Below are 24,884 nucleotides of genomic sequence, written 5' to 3'. Positions count from 1 at the left end.
TTGCAATTTTGATTAACATCGATATACATGAAAAAAATAATAGCACTTTTAACCCTAACCCTCCTTATCTCAACCAATCTGTTTGCACAACAGGAAGTAGAAATGGCAGATAAAATGCGTGAAGACGGAAAAATATGGGTGGTTGTAGCAGTGATAGCCGTAGTTCTTGCGGGAATTATTGGGTACTTAGTTTTGTTAGATAGAAAGATTAGTAAAATAGAAAAAGGTTTATGAAAAAATCACATATCATCGCATTGGGCGTCATTGCGATAGCCGTTGGAATCATTATTTCTACTGTGGGCGATGCCAGTACTTACGTTGGGTTCAGCGAAGCAGAAGAATTAGCAAAAAACGGAAACAATAAGTCTATTCACGTAGTTGGTAGTTTAAAGAAAGATGCACAGGGAAATATCTTAGGCATGATTTATGACCCTGTAACTGACCCGAATAGCTTTCAGTTTACAATGATTGATTCATTGCAACGTGAAGAAAGGGTTATTTACAATCAACCCAAACCACAGGATCTTGATAAATCAGAGAAAGTGGTGGTAGTTGGTAGCATGGATTTGCAGAATAAAGTTTTTCGTGCCGAACAAATCTTGTTGAAATGCCCGTCGAAATACAATAACGGAGAGTTGAATCCGGAAGGAGAGAAACAGGCAGTTTCGATGCAAAACAACTAAAAAATGATTATCTTATTTGATGGTGTTTGTAATTTCTGTAATGCCTCCATCAATTTTCTGATTGACAGAGACCCGAAAGGCGTATTCAGATTTGCCGCCCTGCAATCAGAACCGGGAAGAGAAATTCTTGCAAAACACAACATAAAGGTTATCACTGACTTTGATAGTGTAATACTGGAGAAAGACGGTAAACTCTATCAGAAATCTGATGCAGCGCTGGAAATAGCCCGTAATATGAACGGACTGTGGAAATTGCTCTATGGTTTTAAGATAGTCCCTAAGTTTATCCGCGATTTTGTTTATGATATAGTAGCTAAAAACCGTTATCGGTTTATGGGTAAAATGGATGCATGTCGATTGCCCACGCCTGAGTTGAGAGCGAGGTTTTTATAAAGCAAGAAAGCCTGTTCATCGAACAGGCTTTCTTGCTTTTATAGTATTTGTTACAATATCTTCAACTTGGCAAAACTCAACAACAAAGTCTTCTCTCCCTGCCCGTCAAATACAATAGTTGCTTTTCTGTCAGTGCCATTTACATCCATTTTTTTTACGGTGCCAAAGCCGAATTTCGGATGTTCTACTTTATCTCCCTCTTTTAAATTACTTGTATCACTTGCCACAAAATCACCTGATGGCGTATGCTGGGTGGTTGCTACTGCTTTTTGTACAGGTTTCAGGTTTGAGATAATGCTCTCTTTTTTAGCAAACGAAAGGGTCGGAGTCGGACGATCATTTCTAACCGGCGTGTTGTCAAAAGAAACCGAGCGATTTTTCGACATCTGTAAGAAATTCTTGTCTATCTCTTCTAAAAACCGGCTTGGCTCACAATAATTCAACCGCCCGTAATTATAGCGTGTTTCGGCATAACTCAAAGTCAGTTTTTGCTCAGCTCTTGTAATGGCTACGTAAAATAATCTTCGCTCTTCTTCTAAATCTGTACGGCTTTGCAGCATCATCTGCGAAGGAAAGAGGTTTTCTTCCAGACCGACAATGTACACATATTTGAACTCCAGGCCCTTTGCACCATGTATGGTCATCAATGTTACGCGTTCATGGTCACCGTCTTCATCTTCCTGATCAGCCGAGGTCATCAGTGTAACGGTTTGCAAAAAGGCACTAAGTGTTTTTTCCTCATTTTCAGGGTTATCTACAAATTGTTTTACAGAGTTGAGCAACTCCTGTACGTTTTCGTAGCGCGAAAGCCCCTCTACTGTTTTGTCTTCATAGAGTTCGCGTAGAATGCCCGAGGTTTTAGCTATATAAGCAGCCACTGTATGGGCATCTTTGCCTTCATCAATCATCAGTTTGAAACTCTTGATAAGAGTCGCAAATTCATCAATCGCCTGTCCGGCCCGTCCGGCTACAAATTGAGTAATATTGCTGACAACTTCCCATACCGATCGGTTATTTTCAGCCGCTGTTACTACAATTTTGGCAACCGTTGTATCACCGATACCCCGTTTAGGCAAGTTAATGATACGCTTAAAAGCTTCTTCGTCGTTCTGATTGACCGTAAAACGCAGATAAGCCAGTAAGTCTTTAATTTCTTTTCTTTGATAAAAAGACAAGCCTCCTACAATACGATACTTGATATTGATTTTTCTTAAAGCCTCTTCAAATGCTCTTGATTGGGCATTAGTTCGATATAGAATCGAAAACTCACTGTTTTTAAGCCCCTCATTATTTTTGGCTTCAAAGATATTAGTGGCTATCAGCCGTGCCTCTTCGTTGTCTGAGGCCGCTTTGATTACCTCAATTTTGGGCCCTTCTTCGTTGTCAGTAAAGACATTCTTTTCTAATTGTTCTTTGTTACGGGCAATGACAGAATTGGCTGCGTTGACAATCGTTTTGGTAGAACGATAATTCTGCTCGAGTTTAACAACGTGCAACTCCGGGTAATCATTCTTGAAATTGAGTATATTCTGGATATTTGCACCGCGGAAAGCATAGATACTCTGGGCATCATCACCCACCACACAGATATTCTGATGCACCGAAGACAACTTCTTGGTAATCAGATACTGCGATACGTTGGTATCCTGAAACTCATCAACCAGCACGTGTTTAAACTTGTGCTGGTATTTATTTAGTATATCCAGATGGTCGCGGAAAAGTACATTGGTATTAAACAATAAATCATCAAAGTCCATCGCATTGGCCTGGAAACAACGCATCTGATAGGTTTTATATAGTCTTCCTATTTCCGGCATACGGGCAGCTTTATCGTCTTCCATATAAATCGGATTATTGACATAAGCCTCCCACGATACTAAAGCATTTTTTGCATTCGAGATACGATTCAAAACATAGTTCGGGCGATAGGTTTTATCGTCAAGGCCCAATTCTTTAATAATACTGCGTATCAAAGATTTTGAATCGTCGGTATCATAAATCGTAAAATCAGAGGTATAACCCAATCTTTTACCCTCAAAACGTAGAATTTTGGCAAAAATGGAGTGAAAAGTGCCCATCCACAGGTTTTTGGCATCTGCGCCAATAATCTGTTGAATACGGTTACGCATCTCGCCTGCTGCCTTATTAGTAAAAGTCAGAGACAGTATATTAAAAGGGTCAACACCCTGCTCAATTAACCACGCAATTCTGTAAGTGAGTACACGGGTTTTGCCCGAACCAGCACCTGCAATAATCATCAGCGGGCCTTCAGGGTGAGTTACAGCTTCTCGTTGGGGTGGGTTAAGTTTCTCTAAGTAATTGTTCTTGTTCTGCACGGAATCTCAATCGTTAAATTTAATGCAAATATAAATATATCGTCAGGATATATTTTTGTCAAGTCTTTTCAAAATGGTATCGATAGTATCAGGAGAGAGAATACAAAGGTAATAACAATATGGTGGAATGTGCAGAATGTAGGGCAATTAATTGTTTTAGAGGTTGTTTTTCAGTTCGTAGAGACGTAACGGTTCGCCAGCGATGCATCACGTCTCTACCCAAAAAACAATCTCAAAACTCCTTAGGCTTCTTAGGAGCAGGTTTTAATGAAAAAGGAATTTCTTTAGTAACCCATTTGGTTGCCTTATCAATCTGAATGGTAGCTGGTATACCCCAGTACACGTATTCCATATAATTTTTACCATTCATAGAGCCACCTGTATAGAAACCTTCTACTCTTTTTAGTTGCATACCATTAGCTGCATAAGCCCGTTTGGGTTTAAAATCTCCCGAATTATCCAGATCATCGTCATTTGTAAAATAACTTACAGTAAGTGGGTTTTTCATTTCGAAATGATCGGCCGGAGCATTAACAGGAAAGATCTCGGTAGTGATTTCTACCGGATAGGTGATTACCACCGTACCTTTAATTAAATCTGCATCAATAGGCTGGTCGCCGCCCGGAGGGTCAAGTCTGAAACTGAAGGTTTTAGGTTTATCGTCATAAAAAGCCCCTTGCGGCTCAAACTGAGAGTTTTTTCCTGCGTTGGTGGCTACTACGTCTTTAAATTCTACTTTGGCATAAGCCGAATTAAAACTATTGGGTACTGATAAAATAATTTTATGATTATTCATACCATCGTTGGTGCGGTCTGCTTTGAGAGTCAGATTCGTCAGATCTGCTTCTGAAAACTTATCATACTTTATCTCTGGTATATTAGCATAACGCTCATTGACTAAAACCGTTTCGCCATGCTGAAAATCCGGTGTGCGATGCACCACAATCGGAATCTTTTTGGAGCTTATGCCTTTGGGTTTGATAATCACTAACTGGGCAATTGTACCTAAAGCCTTTACATAACTGATAATCGGCTCTTTAAGCAGTTGATCAAATTTATCTACCAGTTCTTTCTTTTTATCTTCTGGTATCTTGCCGTTTTTATCTACAAGGGTATAAATCGTTTTAGGTACTTCTGAGCGCATGACTGTCAACTCAAGTGGCTCACCTTTGGCACTCAGTGCATAGTAACTCAGTTGACTGTCTTCCGTTTTACGGTTAATCTCAAAAACAGCAATATCGTTTTCAATCGACATCAGCTTTACCTTTTCACCTTCAATATTTTTCTCTTTACCAATATCATCTTTCGTAAAGTTTATCTGCACAAACTCGACAGGATAGGTAAAAAAGAAAGTACCCTCTATCATATTCAGAGTTTTTCCATTCTGAGGTTTATACTCAACCACCTCATTGAAAAAATCCATTGAAGACATCATATTACCATCAGGTTTGGGCACTATCTCTAAGTTTCCACCCTCTTTGGCAGTAGCTTTATTCCAGATAAACTGCCCGTTTACCAGATCCATATTGGGTAAATGAAAAACATCGGCTTCAATGCGTGCTTCATTATCTCTGAAACTTGATTGCTTGAAATAAAAGCTATTCGTAAACAAAGCTAATTTCTTGTCAAAGTCTACAGAATTAAGATTGGTTGGCAAGCCTTTCTCGGAAATGACATCAGGAACAGGCGTTTTGCTGGGAGTTGGCTTTCCGAAAAAATCCGAAAGCATTTCAACGGCCTTGATTTTTTCCTCTCTTGATAAATTCATTTTTTGAGCAAGTAGGAGGGGAGCAGTACAATTAATTATAAGCAATAACAGGATATATTTTTTCATGACTTTTGAACGGTTTAATACTAAACGAATTTCTGTCTTATTTGATTATTTTGTTTGATTTTAGGGTAGAAATTGCGCCAAATTTTACTAAATGGTAAAAAAGGATATTTCAGCTTTCAAATACACTTCACTAAGCATAATAAAAATGGGTTTATTCCTTTATATGCAAAAAACACCACTATTCCCAAGTTTTTTAACAGATAAAACTTATTTTTGCCCGGGAATCAATAAAACCTAACGTTGCACATGAAAAAAATATTTGGCTTGTTAAGCCTGCTTCTTATTCTTTCGGTTTCTACTATTGCTCAGAATAAATATGCGATTATCCCCCAACCATTAGAACTGACACCTCTGGCTGGCGAGTTTACTTTTGACACTCAAACTAAAATCCTGATTCCGAAAGGTGCTGCCGGAATCAGACCATTAGCCGAAATGCTGGCCGAACGTGTGGAGGTGACGGCAGGTATAAAGTTGCCGATTGAAGAAGCTGACATCCCAAATAGTTTAATTCCTGCCAACAAGACTATTGTTTTTGCACCACTCAAAGAGCAGGTAATGAATAAAATGCTGGGCGAAGAAGACTACATTTTGAAAGCCGATGCCAAAGGTGTAATTCTGGCTGGAGCTACCGGCAAAGGTGAGTTTTATGCCCTGCAAAGTTTGTTGCAATTGCTCCCTCCACAGATATTCAGTAGTTCGCCGCAAAAGGGTGTCAAATGGGCTGTGCCGGCTTGTACTATCTTCGACCGCCCACGTTATGGGCATCGGGGCAGTATGCTTGATGTAGCACGTCATTTCTTTCCGGTTTCTTTTGTGAAAAGATATATTGACTTATTGGCACTCCACAAAATGAACCGTTTCCACTGGCACTTAACCGACGACCAGGGCTGGAGAATTGAGATTAAGAAATATCCGAAACTAACCGAAATAGGCTCGAAGCGTAAAGAGAGCATGAAAGGGCATTATAACGACTGGAAGTTTGACGGTACACCCCACGGTGGTTTTTACACACAGGAAGAAATAAAGGACGTAATTGCTTATGCTCAGAAAAAATTCATTACGATTATCCCCGAAATAGAAATGCCCGGCCATGCGTTGGCGGCTTTGGCATCGTATCCTGAATTAGGCTGTACTGAAAAATCGCTGAAAGGCGGGCCTTATGAAGTTACGGGAATATGGGGCGTGCATGATGATGTTTTCTGCCCGACCGAAACAACCTTCAGATTTTTGGAAGATGTATTGACAGAGGTTGTAGCTTTATTTCCGAGTGAGTATGTGCATATTGGCGGCGATGAATGCCCTAAAACCGCATGGAAGCAAAGCAAGTTCTGTCAGGATCTGATGAAGAAAGAAGGATTGAAGGATGAACACGAGTTGCAAAGCTATTTCATCAAGCATTTCGATAAATTCCTGACTTCAAAAGGGAAGAAAATAATTGGTTGGGACGAGATTCTGGAAGGAGGGATTTCTCCGAATGCCACCATCATGTCCTGGCGTGGGGTAGAGGGTGGCATTGCTGCCGCTCAACAAAACCATGATGCCATTATGACTCCTACAGGCTTTTGTTATCTGGATTATTATCAGTCAGACCCCTCAACCGAGCCTCTGGCTATCGGAGGTTATCTGCCTTTAGAAAAAGTGTATTCGTATGACCCGACACCTAAAGCTCTGACTCCTGAGCAAGCTAAACATATTTTAGGTATTCAGGCCAATCTCTGGACAGAGTATATTCAAACCCCAGACCAGGTAGAATATATGGCGTATCCACGGGCCTGTGCTATTGCAGAAACAGGCTGGACATCGGCCAGACTAAAAAATTATGATGATTTTACGGCTCGTCTGAAGACCCATTTTGAGCGGTTAAAATACCTTGCGGTCAATTATGCCAGAAGTTATTATGACATTACAGCGTCATCGGCTATGAATGATAAAAGTCAGGTGGTGGTTAAACTGCAATCGGTTGATAAAGCTGCCGTTATCAGATATACCCTCGATGGTTCTGAACCTACGGCAGACTCTCCGGTTTATAAACCGTCGGGGGTTGTGATTACGAAAGATGGGAGCGTAAGAGCCGCAGCATTTTCTGCCAAAGGAGAACAATTGGGCAAGATTCTGACCAAGTATTTCTTTATCAACAAAGCAACCGGACGTAAATATACCCTCGTAAACCAACCTAAAAACTATACCGGAGGCGAAACCTATGGCTTAACCAACGGCGTGAAAGGTGAAGATGCCAATAGTGCCACATGGGTAGGCTTTGAAGGCAAAGACCTGGATATAACCATTGATTTAGGGCAATCTATGACTATCAATAAAGTGTCCTTTGCTTTCAAAGGCGCAAGTGATTCGTGGATTATGCTGCCAACAGAAGTTGAAGTGTTTACTTCAAATGATGGAAAAAGCTTTACCAGTGCGAAGAAAATACCGATGGCTGCTACTGCTCCCAAAGGTAGTTCTGTGCAACAATTAGGTGTGGCGGTTGACGGCAAAAAAGCCCGCTATGTAAGAGTATTTGCCAAAAATTATGGCAAGCTACCCGACAACCACCCGGGTAATGGCAACCCTGCCTGGTTATTTGTGGATGAAATTGCCATTGAATAGCCAATTTTTAAATAAAATTCATGAATTGAAACAAAAAATTGCTCAAATTTGTAGTTGAGTTAGATTACGCTAACTCAACTATAGACCACGTAGTTCAACGGATAGAATAGAAGTTTCCTAAACTTTAGATCCGGGTTCGATTCCCGGCGAGGTCACAAATTTATCTTCTTTATAGTGAGCGTCTCACCGATAGAAGTTTACTGAACCTGGCAGCTGGCATAAACACAAAGTCAGCTACGTACTGTCAGGAGACAAAAAGCCGTTGAGTCTATCTTGAAATTCATTTCAAGATAGACTCAACGGCTTTTACAGAATATGATTGTTAATAATAAAGATTGATTTAATTCGGACAGGATTTAATTTCAGCTTTAAAGACTGCTCCACTATCAGCCGTAAATCCGGGTATTAATATAATAGATTTGCCCGCATGATAAATTACATCAGCATCAGAGGCAACCTTATTATTAGCATTTATCTGAAGAGATGATTGTTCTCGTATTACTCCCGAATTGAAATCTGTTGTTATATTTTTTATTGCAGGAATAACAGATAAATAACTAATTGTTGGATTGCTGACTATTACCTGATTGGAGGAGATAACCCGAATTAAATAGTTATCACTGACTACCAGACTTCCTGGTAATTGACAGACCACTGTACCGGCAGAAGAATTTATACCAATAATTAGTGGATTGATAAACCTGCCAAGTGTATCTGAAAGTTCAATCCGGAAGGTATTGTCAGGAAAGAAAGCACCCGTCGTTGAAAAATTAACGTTTATTGTACTCCCGGCACATAGATTATCAGATGATACCTGTGGTGTTGAAATGGTTGATACACCACCTGTCACGGTAAAAGTTGTCACAACCGGACCGTACACTATTCCGCCAATTCTATTATCTTCCAGATACCCGGTTACTGTCATTGTATAAGTTCCGGGAATTAAATTACGTCCATTGAAATTTGCTGCGAGGTTATCAAAAATAGCAAAAGGTTCAACATTTTGCAGGATTGTCCAGTTAATATCAGGCCCAACAATGGTCATATCTACGCTACCGACCTGAATACTCGGGCATATAGGCACTGCCATGATTGATACCTGATCTGGAATTTGCTGAATGACCATGCCATCTTTTAAAGAGAATAATGGCTGGTATGGATTTCCTGATTTTACATATTGATAATCAATAATTTGTGCGCATGGATCGATGCCATTGATAATAACACTTGTCGTAGCAGTAGCAGTACATACACCATTAATAATTGTTACGGTATAAATACCACCATTGCTAATCAGCGCATTCGGAATGGCAGGATTCTGAGTAGAACTGGAAAATGCCGCAGGACCGGTCCAATTATATTCTGTACCTCCTGAGGCAAATAACTCAATAGTCTGGTTTATGTTATAAGGGCCTGTATTGGAGATACTTATCTGAGTATCGTTTATCAAACTTACACTTGTGGTAGCAGTAGCGGTACAACCGCCTGATGCTGTAACAGTTACGGTATAAGTACCCGGAGCAGAGATATTGGCAATGGCATTGGTTCCCAGTCCATTAGACCATTGGTAAGTCCCTCCTCCTGCGGCTGTTCTGGTGACGCTTAAAGTGGAGCAACTCAGGTTCGCTGAACCTGTGATGCTGGCATTTGGCAGACTACCATCTTGTGTGACACTTGTAGTAGCAGTAGCGGTACAACCGTTAGCCCCTGTGACAGTTACAGTATAAGTACCCGGAGCGGAGATATTGGCAATCGCATTGGTTCCCAGTCCATTAGACCATTGGTACGTCCCTCCACCTGCGGCTGTTCTGGTGACGCTTAATGTGGAACAACTCAGGTTCGCTGAACCTGTGATGCTGGCATTTGGCAGACTACCATCTTGTGTGACACTTGTAGTAGCAGTAGCGGTACAACCGTTAGCCCCTGTGACAGTTACGGTATAAGTACCCGGAGCGGAGATATTGGCAATGGCATTGGTACCCAGCCCATTAGACCATTGATAAGTCCCTCCGCCTGCGGCTGTTCTGGTGACGCTTAATGTGGAACAACTCAGGTTAGCCGAACCTGTGATGCTGGCTGGTGGTGCAGTGGCATCTCTTGTAACAGTCGTAGTGGCGGTAGCGGTACAACCGTTAGCCCCTGTAACAGTTACGGTATAAGTACCCGGAGCAGAGATGTTGGCAATGGCATTGGTTCCCAGTCCATTAGACCATTGGTAAGTCCCTCCGCCTGCGGCAGTTCTGGTGACGCTCAAAGTGGAGCAACTCAGGTTAGCCGAACCTGTGATGCTGGCTGGTGGTGCAGTGGCATCTCTTGTTACGGTAGTCGTAGCAGTAGCCGTACAACCGTTGCTACCTGTGACAGTTACGGTATAAGTACCCGGAGCGGAGATGTTGGCAATGGCATTGGTACCCAGCCCATTAGACCATTGGTAAGTTCCTCCGCCTGCGGCTGTTCTGGTGACGCTTAAAGTGGAACAACTCAGGTTCGCTGAACCTGTGATGCTGGCTGGTGGTGCAGTGGCATCTCTTGTTACGGTAGTCGTAGCAGTAGCCGTACAACCGTTGCTACCTGTGACAGTTACGGTATAAGTACCCGGAGCGGAGATATTGGCAATGGCATTGATTCCCAGCCCATTAGACCATTGGTAAGTCCCTCCGCCTGCGGCAGTTCTGGTGACACTTAATGTGGAACAACTCAGATTTGTAGAGCCTGTGATGCTGGCATTTGGCAAACTACCATCTTGTGTGACACTTGTAGTAGCAGTAGCGGTACAACCGTTGCTACCTGTGACAGTTACGGTATAAGTACCCGGAGCAGAGATATTGGCAATGGCATTGGTACCCAGCCCATTAGACCATTGGTAAGTTCCTCCGCCTGCGGCTGTTCTGGTGACGCTTAAAGTGGAACAACTCAGGTTAGCCGAACCTGTGATGCTGGCTGGTGGTGCAGTGGCATCTCTTGTTACGGTAGTCGTAGCAGTAGCCGTACAACCGTTGCTACCTGTCACAGTTACGGTATAAGTGCCCGGAGCAGAGATGTTGGCAATGGCATTGGTTCCCAGTCCATTGGACCATTGGTAAGTCCCTCCGCCTGCGGCTGTTCTGGTGACGCTTAAAGTAGAACAACTCAGGTTCGCTGAACCTGTGATGCTGGCATTTGGCAGACTACCATCTTGTGTGACACTTGTGGTAGCGGTAGCCGTACAACCGTTAGCCCCTGTAACAGTTACGGTATAAGTACCCGGAGCGGAGATATTGGCAATGGCATTGGTACCCAGCCCATTAGACCATTGGTAAGTTCCTCCGCCTGCGGCTGTTCTGGTGACGCTTAAAGTGGAACAACTCAGGTTTGTAGAGCCTGTGATGCTGGCATTTGGCAGACTACCATCTTGTGTGACACTTGTGGTAGCAGTAGCGGTACAACCGTTGCTACCTGTGACAGTTACGGTATAAGTACCCGGAGCTGAGATAGTGGCAATGGCATTGGTACCCAGTCCATTAGACCATTGATAAGTACCACCGCCTGCGGCTGTTCTGGTGACGCTTAAAGTAGAACAACTCAGGTTAGCTGAACCTGTGATGCTGGCTGGTGGTGCAGTGGCATCTCTTGTTACGGTAGTCGTAGCAGTAGCCGTACAACCGTTGCTACCTGTGACAGTTACGGTATAAGTGCCCGGAGCGGAGATATTGGCAATGGCATTGGTTCCTAAACCATTCGACCATTGATAGGTGCCTCCGCCTGCGGCTGTTCTGGTGATGCTTAAAGTGGAACAACTCAGGTTTGTAGAGCCTGTGATGCTGGCTGGTGGTGCAGTGGCATCTCTTGTAACAGTCGTAGTGGCGGTAGTGGTACAACCGTTAGCCCCTGTAACAGTTACGGTATAAGTACCCGGGGCGGAGATGTTGGCAATGGCATTGGTACCCAGCCCATTAGACCATTGGTACGTCCCTCCACCTGCGGCTGTTCTGGTGACGCTTAAAGTAGAACAACTCAGGTTCGCTGAACCTGTGATGCTGGCATTTGGCAGACTACCATCTTGTGTGACACTTGTAGTAGCAGTAGCCGTACAACCGTTGCTACCTGTAACAGTTACGGTATAAGTACCCGGAGCGGAGATAGTGGCAATGGCATTGGTTCCCAGTCCATTAGACCATTGATAAGTCCCTCCTCCTGCGGCTGTTCTGGTGACACTCAAAGTGGAACAACTCAGGTTAGCCGAACCTGTGATGCTGGCTGGTGGTGCAGTGGCATCTCTTGTTACGGTAGTCGTAGCAGTAGCCGTACAACCGTTGCTACCTGTGACAGTTACAGTATAAGTACCCGGAGCGGAGATATTGGCAATCGCATTGGTACCCAGTCCATTAGACCATTGATAAGTTCCTCCGCCTGCGGCTGTTCTGGTGATACTCAAAGTGGAACAACTCAGGTTAGCCGAACCTGTGATGCTGGCATTTGGCAGACTACCATCTTGTGTGACATTTGTGGTAGCAGTAGCCGTACAACCGTTAGCCCCTGTAACAGTTACGGTATAAGTACCCGGAGCGGAGATGGTGGCAATGGCATTGGTTCCCAGTCCATTAGACCATTGGTAAGTTCCTCCGCCAGCGGCTGTTCTGGTAACACTTAATGTGGAACAACTCAGGTTTGTAGAGCCTGTGATGCTGGCTGGTGGTGCAGTGGCATCTCTTGTTACGGTAGTCGTAGCAGTAGCCGTACAACCGTTGCTACCTGTGACAGTTACGGTATAAGTGCCTGGTTCGGTAATGGTAGCGATGGCATTGGTTCCTAAACCATTAGACCATTGATAAGTTCCTCCGCCTGCGGCTGTTCTGGTGACACTCAAAGTGGAACAACTCAGGTTAGCTGAACCTGTGATGCTGGCATTTGGCAGACTACCATCTTGAGTGACACTCGTAGTGGCAGTAGCCGTACAACCGTTGCTACCTGTCACAGTTACGGTATAAGTGCCTGGTGAGGTAATGGTAGCGATGGCATTGGTTCCTAAACCATTCGACCATTGGTAAGTACCTCCGCCTGCGGCTGTTCTGGTGACGCTTAAAGTGGAACAACTCAGGTTTGTAGAGCCTGTGATGCTGGCATTTGGCAGACTACCATCTTGTGTGACACTTGTAGTAGCAGTAGCGGTACAACCGTTAGCCCCTGTGACAGTTACGGTATAAGTACCCGGAGCGGAGATAGTGGCAATGGCATTGGTTCCCAGTCCATTAGACCATTGGTACGTCCCTCCACCTGCGGCTGTTCTGGTGACACTTAAAGTGGAGCAACTCAGGTTCGCTGAACCTGTGATGCTGGCATTTGGCAGACTACCATCTTGTGTGACACTTGTGGTAGCAGTAGCCGTACAACCGTTGCTACCTGTCACAGTTACGGTATAAGTGCCCGGAGCAGAGATGGTGGCAATGGCATTGGTTCCCAGTCCATTAGACCATTGGTAAGTCCCTCCTCCTGCGGCTGTTCTGGTGACGCTTAAAGTAGAACAACTCAGGTTAGCCGAACCTGTGATGCTGGCTGGTGGTGCAGTGGCATCTCTTGTTACGGTAGTCGTAGCAGTAGCCGTACAACCGTTGCTACCTGTAACAGTTACGGTATAAGTGCCCGGAGCAGAGATGTTGGCAATGGCATTGGTTCCCAGTCCATTGGACCATTGGTAAGTCCCTCCGCCTGCGGCTGTTCTGGTGACGCTTAAAGTAGAACAACTCAGGTTCGCTGAACCTGTGATGCTGGCATTTGGCAGACTACCATCTTGTGTGACACTTGTGGTAGCGGTAGCCGTACAACCGTTAGCCCCTGTAACAGTTACGGTATAAGTACCCGGAGCGGAGATATTGGCAATGGCATTGGTTCCCAACCCATTGGACCATTGATAAGTTCCTCCGCCTGCGGCTGTTCTGGTGACGCTCAAAGTAGAACAACTCAGGTTCGCTGAACCGGAAATACTTGCTGATGGCAGACTACCATCTTGTGTGACACTTGTGGTAGCAGTAGCCGTACAACCGTTAGCCCCTGTAACAGTTACGGTATAAGTACCCGGAGCAGAGATATTGGCAATGGCATTGGTTCCCAGTCCATTAGACCATTGATAAGTACCTCCGCCTGCGGCTGTTCTGGTGACGCTTAAAGTAGAACAACTCAGGTTAGCCGAACCTGTGATGCTGGCTGGTGGTGCAGTGGCATCTCTTGTTACGGTAGTCGTAGCAGTAGCGGTACAACCGTTGCTACCTGTAACAGTTACGGTATAAGTGCCTGGTGCGGTGATCGTAGCGATAGCATTGGTTCCTAAACCATTCGACCATTGGTAAGTTCCTCCGCCTGCGGCTGTTCTGGTGACGCTTAAAGTGGAGCAACTCAGGTTTGTAGAGCCTGTGATGCTGGCTGGTGGTGCAGTGGCATCTCTTGTTACGGTCGTAGTAGCGGTAGCTGAACAGCCACCTGATACTGTTACAGTTACAGTGTAAGTTCCTGGTAAAGAGATTGTAGCAGTTGCATTGGTTCCCAAACCATTCGACCACAAGTATGTGGGGGTTCCGCTTCCGATACTGGCAGTTCTGGTTACAGTACTGTTTGTACAGCTTAAATTGGTATTTCCTGTAATATTGATTGTTGGAGGAGTGCAATCAGGATTTATCACCTGCGTAATAGTGTTAGAAGTGCTTGCTCCATATACACCGGCCGCCTCAAAAACTGCCGTAATTGTATGCGTACCCTGAGTTAATGAATTAGTTGAAAAAGTGGCTGATTCTCCCACTAATGGGGCAGTGCCAAGCACCGTAGTCCCATCTTTAAAGGTTACTGTTCCTCCAACAGATTCGGGCAAGACGGTAGCTGTAAACTGCACAGCATCACCTATATTGGCCGGATTAGTATTTATTGTCAGGGTGGTAGTGGTAGGTGTAATAACATCTGTAAACCGGGCAAAAAACAAATCGCTCTTTCCTGTTAATTCATTGCTCCCTGCCACATATGGGCTATTAAAATTAAATACAGTGCCAATTGCACTTGCAAATGTGCCCCAATATACAGCACTTCCGGCTGCACCTAATATGCTGTTGGTTGCAGAAGTTGAGCCTGCCCGGTTGGCCCATTTAAAGTTAAGCGTAGTGTCGTATTGGGCTATGAAATAATTACGGTCTCCCTCACATATAATTATATTTCCTGCACCGGCAGATGGGGTATCAAAATTCATAGACTCCCTGAAAGTGCCGGAGATATATAATTTGTTACCTTTTATGACAATCTTGTCTGCAAAATCCGAACTTGCACCTCCCGCTCTTTTTGATTGTTGAAAATTACCCAGGGTGTCAAATCTGGCAATGAAAGCATCGTTGAGTCCGACACTTGTAAAAGTATTACTGGCGTTGGAAGAGGGTGTGTTAAAATTACCACTAACCATATCACCGGTAATAAATACACTTGCTCCGGAAACAGCGATATCAATTCTATCACTGCCAGAGCTACCTCTCTTTATCCATTGTAAGTTTCCCTGGGGGTCATATTTACCTATGAAAGTATTACCATTCAGATTATCAGAAGTCAATTCATTAACTCCGGTCTGATAAGGAGTATTAAAATTAGCTTTTGCATTAAAAACACCTGCGCTTTGACTAAATATTCCTGAAAAATAAACCCCACCTTTTGTTGCTTGTATTGATATTCCGTAGTCTATATAATCGCCACCGCCTCTTCTTGCCCATTTACATATACCTGCCGAATCATATCTGGCAACAAATGCATCATAACTTACACTGGTGATATTAATGGGTGAACCACCACTATTATTCATATCAACTGTTGTATTTGACCTCATAGTGCCGGATATATAAACATTATTCCTGTAAGCAGAAATATCAGCTACATCATAGAGATTGTCGTTTATTATTCTGGCCCATTTAAAGTTACCATCCAGGTCATATTTAGTCATGAAATAGGTAGTACCGGAAGAGGTAATGTTCAAATCATTGGTGCCAGGAGCCGAAGGTGTGTTAAAGTTTAGCGTTGAGCTGCCGCTTGTTGAACCCACAGTGTAAATACTATTTCCTTCGATGGCTATGGTTTTGGCATAATCAGACTTTGACCCACCAGCTCTTTTCGCCCATAGAGGCTTGCCGGTTGAATCAATCTTCATAATGAACATATCAATATTATAAACTGAATTGAACGGCTCAATACTGATACCTCTATAAGTAAAAAGCCCATTGATAGTGCCAAGTATATAAATATTCCCCTGGGCATCACTTGCAAAATCGGCTAAATTACTCATGCCATAAATAACTGCATCCGAAACTCGATTCAGATTGTCCTGCTGGCGCAGTAAACTGAGTTTTGGTGCCGAAAGCCCATTAACTACCTGGGTAATTGTATTTGAAGTACTTGGAAGTGCCGAGCCGTCTCCCTCATAGAATGCCGTAATCTGATGTAAGCCTCTGGCAAATGAAGCTATACCAAATACCGCTTTTCCGTTCAGTAATGAGGCAGTTCCTAAAACTGTTGTGCCCTCTTTAAAAGTAACAATACCCGAAGCAGTAGCCGGAGAAACCATAGCTGTAAGTGTTGCCCTTGTTCCCAGGCTTATCGGGTTCGATTCGGTACTAAGCGTAGTTGTAGTCGGAGCAGTGATACTTAAACCCGAAACCGTATTGCTATAGGGGCTATAACAATTATTTATATAACATCTGGCAGAAATTGTGTAATTACCTGCACTGGAAAGTATCAGGCTTGAACCGGTGGCTCCTGTAGACCAGTAAAGAACACCTGTACAACCACTGGAGGTGAGGGTTAGCGTATTTGGTGCCGCAACAACTTTCACATCGGGCCCTGTTATGACAGGCGTTGCAGGTGCGGGGAGTATCTCTAAACCTGTTATGACCGAATCTCTGCTGGTACATGTACCTACTGTGCAGTTTGCAGAAAAAGTATAGGTGCCAACTCCTGATTTTATTAAGCTCGAACCCGTACTATTATCGTACCATCTGACAGTTCCGGCGCATTCACTTGCTTCCACATACAGGTTCTGATTATAACAGACCGTTTTATTGGAAATCATTGTGAGGGATGGGGGGGCAGGTTGTGCCAATATTTCTCTTGTCGGACCATAACCTGATGCACTTGTGCACGAACCAACTGTGCATTGGGCTGAAATATTATCATATACACCCGGTTCGGAAATGGTCAGACTTGTACCTGTATTGCCCGTTGACCACGCAACTGTTCCTGTACAACCGCTTGCTGTCATGATTATGGGTGTAGGTGAGCATACTGAAACTGGCGTAGAAGATGTAACCGTAGGAGCAGCAATAAAAGCCTCGACACTAACCAGTACCGAAATGAAATCACTGTTTTCTCCACCAGACTCGCAGCGTACAAGATACGTTGTATTGGTAGTGAGAGCCGGTGTAACAAAAGATGATGCCGTAGAGAGTAAAGTCGAACTGCTTGCATTGTACCAACCGATAGTACCAAGGGGGCATGAGGCCGTTAGGGTGGCCGTTGAATTATAACAGATACTTGTATTGCTGGCGTCTCTGGGAGTAACAGGGGTTGAATTTACGGTTACGGCCGAGGTGGAATCCATTTTCAGGTAACTTCCATTCGGCCCGCTACAAAACGCATAATACCTCGTATTGTGGGTCGGCGAAACTATTAAGGTATTCCCTGAACCAATAGAGCTGTTTTGCGGGAATATTCCTCCTGAACCTGGAACATAAGTAATATTCCGTGTTTTTTCGTCGGTATAGTTTAAGGTGTCATACCAGATTACGGTATTTGAGTTGTCGCAGGAGGCCGATAAGGTAACGCTCTCTCCAAGAATAATAACTGTTGCACTTACATTGATATTCATAATAGTGCCACAATCACTAAAAGTTTCACTAATGTCATAAGCTCTGGATGTGCATCCTACACCATTACAAAACCTGTTATAACAGGCATTACCCGGGCAGGAGAATGTAGTGTAGGTGCATGTAAAATTTACGCATGTTTCGCGTGTACAGGCAATATTATCATTACAACGAGATACACTGCCAGCAGTACAGGATGTAGCTATGGAGTTTTCTTTTAAAGAATTGGCATTGGTCAATAGTGGTAAGATTGAACCCTTGAAAATTTCATCATTAACATATACGGTCGGAGACCCTGATACTCCCAAATCATTTGAAAGTCTGATATTATCCAGAAACAGCGTTTTGAAGTCGGGCTTTTTCATTGCCTCTTCAATATCAGATGGGTTAATTCCTGTCTTTGTTGCCACAGAAACCCAGTTGTTTTCCTGATAATTTTCAGCTCTCTGCAATAAATAAGCAAATAGTTTTTCGGGGTATAGCCTTGAGATTGCAAACTGGCGGAAGTCCTCGTCCACTTCATTCTGCCCGTGCAAACTTTTCAGTTGTCCGTGCGTGTCTTCATGGACAATAAAATGTAACCTGAAATCAAATTTGTCTTTGTTGGCTTCAATAAAGCCCAGCATTTCTTTTTCAGCCTGCACACCATAGGGGCATTGGCTCATCACAAACAATTCAACTTTTGTCAGGCTTCTGGTAGCTATGGTCTGGCCTAAAAAATCTATCATCGGGTGCACTAATGTGTCTTTTTCAGAGAGTAGACCTTTCAGGGTTTCTGATGGTAAGATGGCAGAGTTGCCGGCTGTTTTTTTTACAGATTTACTTTTTGGGGATGTCTGGGCATAGACAAACTGAATGGCGAGCAAAAAGCAGAATAGAAGTTTTCTCATGGTAATATGTTTTCGGGTTAACGCCTTTCGGGTTGATAAAAAAGGAGAGAAGAACATCGGCTTCGTCAAGCTGATGCTTGTGCCTTCTCCCTGTATTCGTTAACCACGAAAGAGTATAACAAAGGTGCTATCCCTATCCAAAAACAGGTAACTCATATTCGGCATCTGTTACCACATATTCAGCATTTAAACGAAAAAAGCTCCATTATGGAGCTTTTTTCGTTTAAATGCTGATAAAGTTTAGTTCCGGTAGTCGGAGGGCAACACACCGTATTGGTCGTGAAAAACCTTGGCAAAGTAAGACATATTTTCAAATCCTACCTGCAAGGCAACTTCTGAAACCGTGGCATTCTGTTTAACCAGAAGCCCGGCGGCTCTTTCCAGACGATACTGTCTGATAAACTCAACAATAGTAAGGTTCGTCAGAGCTTTGAGTTTACGCAATAACTGCGACTGACTCAGGTGCATTTCTTCGCTCAGTTGTTCGGCATTAAATAAATTATTGCCTAAGTGCCTTTCCACTATATCTTTTGCTCTTTGCAAAAAGGCTATATCTAAAGTATTTGTAGTGTTATTTAAGGGCTTGGCACTGGTCAGGTTTCTGGTATAATATTGTCTGAGACGTTCCTGTTTTTCGATAAGATTTTTAATCCTTATCTGAATTTCAACCGAATTAAATGGTTTTATCAGATAATCATCAGCACCTAATTCCAAACCCTGAATCCGGCTGTCAACAGTAGCTTTAGCTGTAAGCATAACAACAGGAATATGAGAGGTTTTTTCATCTGATTTAATGTTTTGACAAAATTCAAAACCATCCATTTCAGGCATCATCAGATCGCTGATAATAATATCCGGGATCTGCTCATTTGCTTTTCTAATGCCTTCTTTGCCATTATTGGCCTCAATCACTTTATATTCTTTCTCAAAAATACTTTTTACATATCGCCTTATATCATCATTGTCGTCAACAATAAGCAGGATGTTTTCTTTTATATCAAGAGCGGATAATACAGTTGCCTGACTGAGTTTATTCTCTTTTGAAGCGGGCTTTATATCAGAATTATCCTCAATACTGGTTTTAGACTGGTTAATTTCCTCAACTGGCAGCTCAAGTGTAAAGCAGGTTCCTTTATTTTCTTTGCTCTCTACACTGATCTTTCCTTTAAGTACACTTACTAATTCTTTAACTAATGCTAAACCAATACCTGTTCCTTCAAACTCTCTGCTCGACGAATTATCAACCTGATAGAACCTGTCAAATATTTTGGATAGTTTTTCTTCTGAAATTCCTATTCCTTCGTCTTTCACTTTTATTATTGCTTTTGCTGTTGAGGTTTGAGGCGTTTTGTGCAGATATGCAATAGTGATTTCTATCCTTTTATTTTCTGGAGTAAATTTGAAAGCATTAGAAAGCAGATTTGTAATTATTTTTTCGGTTTTGTCTTTATCTATTAATGCCGAGAATACGTGTTTATTCTGAGAAACTTCAAAAGCAATATTTCTGCCCTGTGCCAGTGATGAAAACGAACTGGTAAGGGTTCTGAAGAAATTTACCAGTTCAACCTCAGAAAGCTCGACACTCATCTGATGCGCCTCTAATTTGCTTAAATCAAGTAACTGATTGATTAAGGCTAATAGCCGTTCGCCATTGCGGTACATTGTGCGGAAAATCTCTCTTTTCGGAAACTCTTTCTGTAAATCAATCAATGGCGAGATAAGCAGAGTTAAAGGTGTACGGAACTCATGAGAGATATTAGTAAAGAAGTTTGTCTTAAGCGTATCAAGTTCTTTTAATTGCTGGGTGCGTTCCTGGTTCAGAATCAACTGTTTTTCAGAAGCCGAACGCGATTTTTCATAATCAATGATGATTCTTCCAAGGAAAAAGCCAAAAACAAGCAGCTCGGCAACAAAACAAAAATTGGCAAACGGTATAACCCACGCATAAGACAAGCCGAATACCAATCGAAGCTGAACAAATAAATAGCTGAATATACCTAAAAGAAAGGGGATTGAATAATATTTGTTAAAGGGTATTTTACGGAGGAATGAATAGAGAAACAATAATAAAACAAAAAACTCAATGAAAAGAAAAATATAAGTACTGGCCATGAGCCATTGCCAGCGGTAATCAAAAGCAATAAGAATAACCAGTATGATGTTGGAGATTATAATGGCATGAAGTATAATATTTATAATAGGGTGAAGCCGATGAATGGGTAAAATGGCTCTTATTACTAATACCAGACCAATAGGAGCAATATGCTGAGCAAGAAAATTAATAATATTTGCCTGATACGGATCTTTTGTAAATATGCCGCCTAATACACTGTTTAATCCTAAAAAAGCAAGAGAACGAATGATTTGCAGAAGAGAGTATCGTCTGAATTCTTTTTCTTTTACGGCAAATGTTGATATATATAAGACATAAAACAAACGTAAGAAAATCAGACCTATAATAATACCCTGAACAAATAGTGCTCTTGAATAATTATCATCATAAATTTTTGGCGTAGAGATAAATACTTCTGCATTATGCCCTCTTTCACTTTTTACTCTGACATAAATCACCTTAGTCTGTCCTTCTTTTATTGACAGATTAAGATTTGGGAAATATTCAAAATATCTGAATTTCTGATGGGCAGATAACGCCCCCATTTCACTGACCTGATACCTGTCCGTTTCGTCAGGAATATAAAAATCAATTCTTTCCATTAGTGAGTTATCCCACTTCAAAACCCATTTTTCTTGTGTAGGGTGGGCATTCTCTATTTCTAATTTCAGCCAATAGGCAGCGTCGGTAAAAGGAAAAAAAAGAACTCTTTTATTGTTTTTTTTAAAGGGGAGTTTTTGGGCTTCTTCAAAGGTTAACCTGGCTGATTTGTCTTCAAAAACTGAAAAATCAGAGGCAACGTTTATTTGGGAATTAGTTTCATTCAGAATAACTTTTTGAGAAAAACAACTATAATAGGCAAACAGTAAAAAAATCGGGCATAGATATCTCATCGTAAAAATATTTTCATGGAAACAATCAATAGCGGCATGTAAAATAAACCAATCCCCAATATACTTAAATATTATTTATAACAGATGCGTTTTTTGTTGGAGAATCAGAAGAGTGTTCAAACCTCTCCGGAAGCGGTTGAAATTTCAGGTTTTTTTATTTTCCCCGCTTTTTTCGTATATAAAACCTTTATACGATTGTCGGCAATAGTAAACAGAGTGTCTACTCACGGGTAAAAGACTTTAAATATAACTTTATCACGTAGATAATATATTCCGGTCTTACTTAAAGAGTCTTAAAAAACAAGAAGTTTATAACAATTATAAGATTGACGCCTATTTCTTTAAGCGCACGATCTTCTCTGAATACCCCCGCAATTCCTCATCTTTCTCCATCAGGTTTTTTATCTTCAGAAAAGTGTCCTCCGTAATTTCAGGAGTTCTACTGATGATGTCGACCCCTTCGGGCGTAAACAGGGTCCTGGAAAAGGCGATTACCGCCCATTCACCTTTTGGGTCCATAAGAGCCACACGCCATTTACTTTTCAAAAGTCCTAAAATACCTTTCCCATGCCAGATGAAAGCCGAACTGTCTTTTTTATCCGGGTAGTCATATCCTTCGATGGTTTTTTCTTTGCCTTTTTTAAGGTATTTTACTTCGTCTGATAATACTTTTTCTCCTTTTCGGTTGGAAACAGTGTAGTTAAACTCAGGATTGGTTTTGTCACCTTCCAGCCACATCGGGAAACTGCTGTAACAAACAAACCAGGCACCTACCAGCGCAGAAAAAATACTTTGGGTGTTAACAAGGTCTTGCATAGTTTACACATTTAAATGGTGATTAATAACTTGCATCGTCTAATTTTACCTTCCCTCTGAACGTCCAGAAAACAAAGGTAGTATAAGTAGCAACAATCGGCACACCTATCACGGCAAACAAAAGGATAATTTTTAAAGATTTATCAGTAGAAGAACCGTTATGAACGGTAATACTGTATGCAGAATTGATGCTTGATAAAATAATGTTCGGAAAAAGCCCCACTGCTACCAGTACCATGAGCAAGGCAGTTACAACAGCTGATGACATGAAGGCATAACGGTATTTGCGTTTGGCAATCTGACGGGTGATATTAACTACGGCTAAAATGGCTAAAACCGGAAAGGCAAACATATACGGAACTTCTTCATAACGCTCGGCCATGTGTGGTACAAACAACAAGGTTATAACCGATGTAATGCTGAACATCACCACAAAAAAAATAGTAGTATTCTTTACAATGATTGTCAGCTTGGCATAAAGTCTGTTTTCGGTTTTCATTACCAGATAAATTGCCCCATGCATCATAAATAAAGATAGCGTTGTAAAGGCTATCAATACGGCGTAAGGGTTGAAGAAATCAGCCAAGGTACCTTTGTAAATAAAATTCTGGTCGAGAGCTATGCCTTGAATGATATTACCGAGAATAAGCCCCAGTGATAACGTAAGGATAATACTCGATACACTATAGCTGATATCCCAGCCTTTGCGCCACCAGAGCATAGGTTCTTTTGAGCGGAACTCAATAGAAATAGCCCTGAAAATAAGCGTAATCAGAAATACCATAAAGGGCTCGTAAAATGCAGAGAAAATAGTGGCATAAACCACCGGAAAACCCGCAAACAGTGCCCCGCCGCCAATTACAAGCCATACCTCGTTACCATCCCACACAGGGCCAATGGCATTGAGTGCTTTGCGGCGGCTTTCTTCTTTATTGAAAAACAGATGCAAGGCACCTGCGCCCAAATCAAAACCATCTAAGATGGCATATCCACTGAATACGCCACCAATGACTAAAAACCACCAGGTGGCCAGGTTGAGTCCGAGTATTGTTTCCATTATTTCAGCAGGGGGTTATCACGTTTTGAATATTCAGGAATCATTTCGTCGTAGCCCATAAACCCATGCTTTATTTTTTTATTAAGTAAATACAGAAACAAAACAAATAGCAAGGCATAGACCCAGGTAAACATTATCAGAGAGAATATCACCTGTTCAGCTTTAAGTGATTGCGACAGCGCATCGGAAGTCCGTAGTAAATTATACACAACCCAGGGTTGCCGCCCTACCTCAGCCGAATACCAACCCAACTGATTTGCCGCCTGAGGCAATAGAACAGCCCATGCAAAAATGTGGAGTAACCATCGCTGCTCAAATAGTTTTCCCCGCCACCATAGAAAAGAAGCCAGTGTTGTAAGTCCGATTAAAGTAATACCGATAGCCACCATTAAATGATATGTCTGAAAAACAAAATTGACACCCGATGGCCGATCTTCTTTTTTGAAAGCATTCAACCCCCGAACAGGGGCTTTAAAATCCTGGTGAATCAGAAAGCTCAGCCCGGCAGGGATACTGATGCCTGTTACTTTCTGGGTTTTATTATCAACCCAACCCATCAGATACATATCTGCCACAGCCAGCGAATCATAATGACCCTCAAAGGCCGCTAATTTGGCAGGCTGGTGTCGGGCTACTATATCTGCCGAGCGATGCCCCGTAAACAATTGCATTAAAGCAGAAACTGTAGCTACTACCAAAGCAATCTTAAAGCCTGATTTGGCTATAGCTAAATGCCTGTTACGTAAAATATAATAAGCATTGACACTCAGCACTAAGAACGAACCTGCCAGAAATGCACCGATAATTACGTGGGAAAGCCTGTCTATACTGGAAGGATTAAAGACCATTTCCCAGAAGTCGGTAATAACCGCCCGGGCTTTCATGCCCTCACCCTCAATTCTATAGCCCGCAGGAGTTTGCTGCCATGAATTAGCCACCACAATCCAGATAGCTGAAAACATAGAACCCAGGGCAACCATCAATGTTGCGAAGAAATGCACACGTGGGCTTACCCGATTCCACCCAAAAATCAGGATTCCTAAAAAGCCTGATTCAAGTGCAAATGCAAAAATACCTTCTGCTGCTAAAGCACTGCCAAAAATATCACCGACATAACGTGAATAAACAGCCCAGTTAGTACCAAATTCAAATTCCATGACTATACCTGTGGCTACGCCAATCCCGAAAATCAGGGCAAAGATGCGTATCCAGAAACGGGTCATTTGTTCGTATATTGGCTTGCGGGTGCGGAGGTAAAGGCCCTCCATTATAACCATAACAACACCTAAACCGATACTTAAAGGAGGATATATATAATGAAAAGCGATGGTGAATGCAAACTGTATTCGGGAGAGTATTTCAGTGTTCATAAAACCTATGTTAGATGAGGCGAATTTCAGACCCAAACGAA

General features: G+C 42.4%; 11 protein-coding genes and 1 tRNA gene. 5 read left to right on the top strand and 7 right to left on the bottom strand.

The window, feature by feature from the left end; genetic code table 11:
- Positions 1 to 27: 27 nt before the first annotated feature.
- From H1R81_RS11930 to H1R81_RS11920, 3 genes are read left to right on the top strand one after another with little or no spacing between them, the layout of a single operon-like run.
- Positions 28 to 234 (top strand): CcmD family protein, encoded by a 207-nt coding sequence (locus H1R81_RS11930; RefSeq protein WP_181840957.1) that lies wholly within the window; start codon positions 28 to 30, stop codon positions 232 to 234.
- On the top strand, positions 231 to 683 hold the full coding sequence (locus H1R81_RS11925; protein WP_181840956.1) for a cytochrome c maturation protein CcmE: 453 nt from the start codon (positions 231 to 233) through the stop codon (positions 681 to 683). The genes H1R81_RS11930 and H1R81_RS11925 overlap by 4 nt, the downstream gene beginning before the upstream one ends.
- A gap of 3 nt (positions 684 to 686) precedes the next feature.
- Entirely contained in the window at positions 687 to 1,076 is a 390-nt protein-coding gene (locus H1R81_RS11920; RefSeq protein WP_181840955.1) for a thiol-disulfide oxidoreductase DCC family protein, read from the top strand.
- Positions 1,077 to 1,126: 50 nt separating this feature from the next.
- Here H1R81_RS11920 and H1R81_RS11915 read toward each other — a convergent pair whose 3' ends face one another.
- Both H1R81_RS11915 and H1R81_RS11910 read right to left on the bottom strand, forming a co-directional pair.
- Positions 1,127 to 3,412 (bottom strand): UvrD-helicase domain-containing protein, encoded by a 2,286-nt coding sequence (locus H1R81_RS11915; protein ID WP_181840954.1) that lies wholly within the window; start codon positions 3,410 to 3,412, stop codon positions 1,127 to 1,129.
- A 232-nt stretch (positions 3,413 to 3,644) separates the two neighbouring features.
- Complete coding sequence (locus H1R81_RS11910) at positions 3,645 to 5,246, bottom strand: hypothetical protein (RefSeq protein WP_181840953.1); 1,602 nt, start codon at positions 5,244 to 5,246, stop codon at positions 3,645 to 3,647.
- Between the two features lie 246 nt (positions 5,247 to 5,492).
- Between H1R81_RS11910 and H1R81_RS11905 the strand changes: the two genes are divergently transcribed.
- Positions 5,493 to 7,847, top strand: coding sequence for a family 20 glycosylhydrolase (locus tag H1R81_RS11905; protein WP_181840952.1), 2,355 nt, complete (start codon positions 5,493 to 5,495; stop codon positions 7,845 to 7,847).
- 83 nt (positions 7,848 to 7,930) lie between these two features.
- Positions 7,931 to 8,002: transfer RNA gene (locus tag H1R81_RS11900), tRNA-Arg, on the top strand.
- A gap of 185 nt (positions 8,003 to 8,187) precedes the next feature.
- Here H1R81_RS11900 and H1R81_RS11895 read toward each other — a convergent pair.
- The 5 genes from H1R81_RS11895 to H1R81_RS11875 all read right to left on the bottom strand — a co-directional run bounded on the left by H1R81_RS11895 (position 8,188) and on the right by H1R81_RS11875 (position 24,843).
- Positions 8,188 to 18,594, bottom strand: coding sequence for an Ig-like domain repeat protein (locus H1R81_RS11895; RefSeq protein WP_181840951.1), 10,407 nt, complete (start codon positions 18,592 to 18,594; stop codon positions 8,188 to 8,190).
- A 240-nt stretch (positions 18,595 to 18,834) separates the two neighbouring features.
- On the bottom strand, positions 18,835 to 21,600 hold the full coding sequence (locus tag H1R81_RS11890) for a response regulator (protein WP_181840950.1): 2,766 nt from the start codon (positions 21,598 to 21,600) through the stop codon (positions 18,835 to 18,837).
- A gap of 333 nt (positions 21,601 to 21,933) precedes the next feature.
- Positions 21,934 to 22,416, bottom strand: coding sequence for a lipocalin family protein (locus tag H1R81_RS11885; protein ID WP_181840949.1), 483 nt, complete (start codon positions 22,414 to 22,416; stop codon positions 21,934 to 21,936).
- Positions 22,417 to 22,438: 22 nt separating this feature from the next.
- Positions 22,439 to 23,473: a cytochrome d ubiquinol oxidase subunit II gene (gene cydB, locus H1R81_RS11880; protein WP_181840948.1), complete on the bottom strand. Its 1,035-nt coding sequence runs from the start codon at positions 23,471 to 23,473 to the stop codon at positions 22,439 to 22,441.
- Complete coding sequence (locus tag H1R81_RS11875) at positions 23,473 to 24,843, bottom strand: cytochrome ubiquinol oxidase subunit I (RefSeq protein ID WP_181840947.1); 1,371 nt, start codon at positions 24,841 to 24,843, stop codon at positions 23,473 to 23,475. The genes cydB and H1R81_RS11875 overlap by 1 nt, the downstream gene beginning before the upstream one ends.
- Positions 24,844 to 24,884: the final 41 nt, after the last annotated feature.

The organism is Emticicia sp. BO119, from assembly GCF_013912375.1.
In the GTDB taxonomy this organism is placed as follows: domain Bacteria; phylum Bacteroidota; class Bacteroidia; order Cytophagales; family Spirosomataceae; genus Emticicia.
This window is presented reverse-complemented; position numbering and strand designations above follow the sequence as displayed.